Here is a 3,987-nt window from a genome sequence, read left to right as displayed (position 1 = left end):
CCCCTCCCGCGCACCGTCCACCCCTTCCCTGTCTTGATCAAGAGGTTGCCGGCACCCGGCGCCTGGACCTGCCTCCCGGTGACTGGCACATGCACGGGCCGGCGACCGCTAGCGTCCCGCTCGTCAGATTTCGCAGTGATGGACGTAAACGTGGGGAGCCCGGCAGCGTCGGCCGGCTGACCGGCGCGGCGGAGCGCGGGCAGGCGGGCCGCTGGGTGGTTATGGTCGTCGGGTGAACCGACTCGCTGACGCCACCAGCCCGTACCTGCTCCAGCACGCCGACAACCCGGTCGACTGGTGGCCCTGGTGCGACGAGGCGTTCGCCGAGGCGAGACGGCGCGACGTCCCCGTGATCATCTCGGTCGGTTACGCCGCCTGTCACTGGTGCCATGTGATGGCGCACGAGTCGTTCGAGAACGAGCAGGTCGGCGCCCTGATGAACGACGACTTCGTGTCGATCAAGGTGGACCGCGAGGAACGGCCGGACGTCGACGCGGTCTACATGACCGCGACCCAGGCCATGACCGGGCAGGGCGGCTGGCCGATGACCGTCTTCGCCACCCCGGACGGCACCCCGTTCTTCTGCGGCACCTACTTCCCCCGGCCCAACTTTCTCCGGCTGCTCCAGTCCGTCGCCACCGCCTGGCGCGACCAGCGCGACGCCGTCCTGAAGCAGGGCGCCGCCGTGGTCGAGGCGATCGGCGGCGCCCAGGCCGTGGGTGGGCCCAGCGCGCCGCTGGACGCCGCGACGCTCGACGCCGCGGCCGGACAGCTCGCCCGGGAGTACGACGAGACGAACGGCGGCTTCGGCGGGGCGCCCAAGTTCCCGCCGCACATGAACCTGCTCTTCCTGCTCCGGCACCACCAGCGCACCGGCTCACCGCGCAGCCTGGAGATCGCCCGGCACACCTGCGAGGCGATGGCCCGCGGCGGCATCTACGACCAGCTCGCCGGCGGCTTCGCCCGATACTCGGTGGACGCGCACTGGACCGTGCCGCACTTCGAGAAGATGCTCTACGACAACGCGCTGCTGCTGCGGGCGTACACCCAGCTCTGGCGGCTGACCGGCGACCCGATGGCGGCCCGGGTCGCCGCCGAGACGGCCGCGTTCATGATCGACGACCTGGGCACCGCCGAGGGCGGCCTCGCCTCCGCGCTGGACGCCGACACCGAGGGCGTCGAAGGGCTCACCTACGCCTGGACCCCGGCCCAACTGATCGAGGCGCTGGGCGAGCAGGACGGCAGGTTCGCCGCCGACCTGTTCGCCGTGACCGACGAGGGCAGCTTTGAGCACGGCACGAGCGTGCTGCGGCTGGCCCGGGACGTCGACGACGTCGACCCGGCGGTCGCGGCCCGGTGGGAGCAGGTCCGGGCCCGGCTGCGCGAGGTCCGTGACAGTCGGCCCCAGCCGGCCCGCGACGACAAGGTGGTCGCCGCCTGGAACGGGCTGGCGGTCACCGCGCTGGTCGAGCACACCGCGCTGACCGGTGACCCGGTGACCGCCGCCGCGGCGGTCCGGATCGCCGAGGTGCTCGCCGACCGCCACCTCGTCGACGGGCGGCTGCGCCGGGTCTCCCGGGGCGGTGTCGTCGGCGGGCCGGCCGGTGTGCTGGAGGACTACGGCTGCGTGGCCGAGGCGTTCTGCGCCGTGCACCAGCTCACCGGCGAGGGGCGCTGGCTCACCCTCGCCGGTCGGCTGCTCGACGTCGCGCTGGACCGGTTCGCCGCGCCCGACGGCGGCTTCTACGACACCGCCGACGACGCCGAGCAACTGGTCACCCGGCCGGCCGACCCGACCGACAACGCCACCCCGTCGGGCCGCTCCGCGATCGTCGCCGCGCTGGTGGTGTACGCGGCGCTGACCGGGCAGACCCGCTACCGGGAGGCCGCCGAGGCCGCGCTCGGCACGGTCGCGCCGATCGTCGCCCGGCATCCCCGGTTCGCCGGCTACGCGGCCGCCGTCGGCGAGGCGCTGCTCTCCGGGCCGTACGAGATCGCCGTGGTCACCGAGGCGCCGGCCGGTGACCCGCTGGTCGCGGCGGCGCACCGGCACGCCCCACCCGGCGCCGTGATCGTGGCGGGCCGCCCGGACCAGCCGGGCGTGCCGCTGCTCGCCGACCGGCCGATGGTCGACGGGCGCGCCACCGCGTACGCCTGCCGGGGTTTCGTCTGCGAGCGCCCCGTCACCGAGGTGGATGACCTGGTCGGGCAGCTGGCCGGCCGGTAGGGGTGGCATCGGGCGGGCCGGATAGGCTGGCGCCGCTATGGATTCCCGTACCGGTCTGCCCGTGGTGGGCATGGTGGGCGGCGGCCAGCTGGCCCGGATGACCCACCAGTCCGCGATCGCCCTTGGCCAGTCGCTGCGCGTGCTCGCGCTGGCACCCGACGACGGGGCCGCGCTGGTCGCCGCCGACGTCCAGTACGGCGACCACACCGACCTCGCCGCGCTGCGCACCTTCGCCAAGGGCTGCGACGTGGTCACCTTCGACCACGAGCACGTCCCCACCGAACACATCCGCACCCTCGCCGCGGAGGGGGTGACGCTCTTCCCGCCGGCCGACGCGCTACTGCACGCCCAGGACAAGCGGGTCATGCGGGAGCGGCTCGGTGAGCTGGGCGCGCCCAACCCGGCGTGGCGGCCCGTCGCCGAGCCCGCCGACCTGGTCGGCTTCGGTGACGAGGTCGGCTGGCCGGTGGTGCTGAAGGCGGCCAGCGGCGGGTACGACGGCCGCGGCGTCTGGCCGGTCGCCGACGCGGCGCAGGCCGTCGAACTGGCCACCACGCTGCTCGCCGGCGGGACCCGGCTGATCGTGGAGGAGCGGGTGGCGCTGCGCCGCGAGCTGGCGGTGCAGGTGGCCCGCTCGCCGTTCGGGCAGGTCGCGGCGTACCCGGTGGTCGAGACCGTGCAGCGCGACGGCATCTGCGTCGAGGTGCTGGCCCCGGCGCCGGGCCTGCCGGAGGAGTTGGCGGTCGCCGCCCAGCAGCTCGCCATCGACCTGGCCACCTCGCTGGGCGTGGTGGGTCTGCTCGCGGTGGAGCTGTTCGAGGTGGCCGGCGCCTCCGGCCGGCCGGCACTCGTGGTCAACGAGCTGGCGATGCGCCCGCACAACTCGGGGCACTGGACCATCGAGGGGGCCCGGACCTCGCAGTTCGAGCAGCACCTGCGGGCGGTGCTCGACTACCCGATGGGCGACACCTCGCTGACCGCCCCGGTGGTGGTGATGGCGAACGTGCTCGGCGGCGAGCCGGGCGGGATGTCGATCGACGAGCGGCTGCACCACCTCTTCGCCGCCGAGCCGGGGGCGAAGGTGCACCTCTACGGCAAGCAGGTGCGACCCGGCCGGAAGATCGGGCATGTCACCGTGCTCGGCGACGACCTGGACGAGGTACGGGCACGGGCCGCGCGGGCGGCCCGCTGGCTCCGGGAGGGACACCAGTCAGCGCGAGGAGTGAGCTCGCGAGCCCCGCAGTCGCGAACGAAGGGCAGGCCGGAGTGAGCACGGTCGGGCTGATCATGGGCAGCGACTCGGACTGGCCGACGATGAAGGCCGCCGCCGACGTACTGGGCGAGTTCGAGGTCCGGTACGAGGTGGGCGTGGTCTCCGCGCACCGCACCCCGGCGAAGATGATCGAGTACGGCCGCACCGCCGCCGACCGGGGCCTGAAGGTCATCATCGCGGGCGCCGGTGGGGCCGCGCACCTGCCCGGCATGGTCGCCTCGGTGACCCCGTTGCCGGTGATCGGCGTCCCGGTGCCGCTCAAGCACCTGGACGGAATGGACTCGCTGCTCTCCATCGTGCAGATGCCGGCCGGGATCCCGGTCGCCACCGTGTCGATCGGCAATGCCCGCAACGCCGGCCTGCTCGCCGTCCGCATCCTCGCCGCAGCGGACGAGGAACTGCGCGTGCGAATGGTCGCCTACCAGGAAAGCCTGGAGAAGCTGGTCGCCGAGAAGGAAGCCGCCCTGCACGCCTCCCTCACCTGATC

The 3,987-nt window shown here is 73.9% G+C and carries 3 protein-coding genes; all 3 read left to right on the top strand.

The annotated features are described in order from the left end of the window. Positions 1-232: 232 nt before the first annotated feature. Genes C1I99_RS30115 through purE form a run of 3 tightly spaced genes read left to right on the top strand, consistent with a single transcriptional unit; the run spans position 233 to position 3,985 of the window. On the top strand, positions 233-2,227 hold the full coding sequence (locus C1I99_RS30115; protein ID WP_111137559.1) for a thioredoxin domain-containing protein: 1,995 nt from the start codon (positions 233-235) through the stop codon (positions 2,225-2,227). Positions 2,228-2,264: 37 nt separating this feature from the next. Continuing rightward, positions 2,265-3,497, top strand: coding sequence for a 5-(carboxyamino)imidazole ribonucleotide synthase (locus tag C1I99_RS30110; protein ID WP_111137558.1), 1,233 nt, complete (start codon positions 2,265-2,267; stop codon positions 3,495-3,497). Next, positions 3,494-3,985, top strand: coding sequence for a 5-(carboxyamino)imidazole ribonucleotide mutase (gene purE, locus C1I99_RS30105; RefSeq protein WP_111137557.1), 492 nt, complete (start codon positions 3,494-3,496; stop codon positions 3,983-3,985). Before C1I99_RS30110 ends, purE begins: the two co-directional genes overlap by 4 nt. The last annotated feature ends 2 nt before the right edge of the window (positions 3,986-3,987 follow it).

The sequence above is a fragment of the Micromonospora deserti genome (genome assembly GCF_003236335.1).
GTDB classification, from domain to species: Bacteria; Actinomycetota; Actinomycetes; order Mycobacteriales; family Micromonosporaceae; genus Micromonospora; species Micromonospora deserti.
Note: the sequence above shows the minus strand (reverse complement) of the source record. Positions and strands in the feature narration are given on the sequence as shown.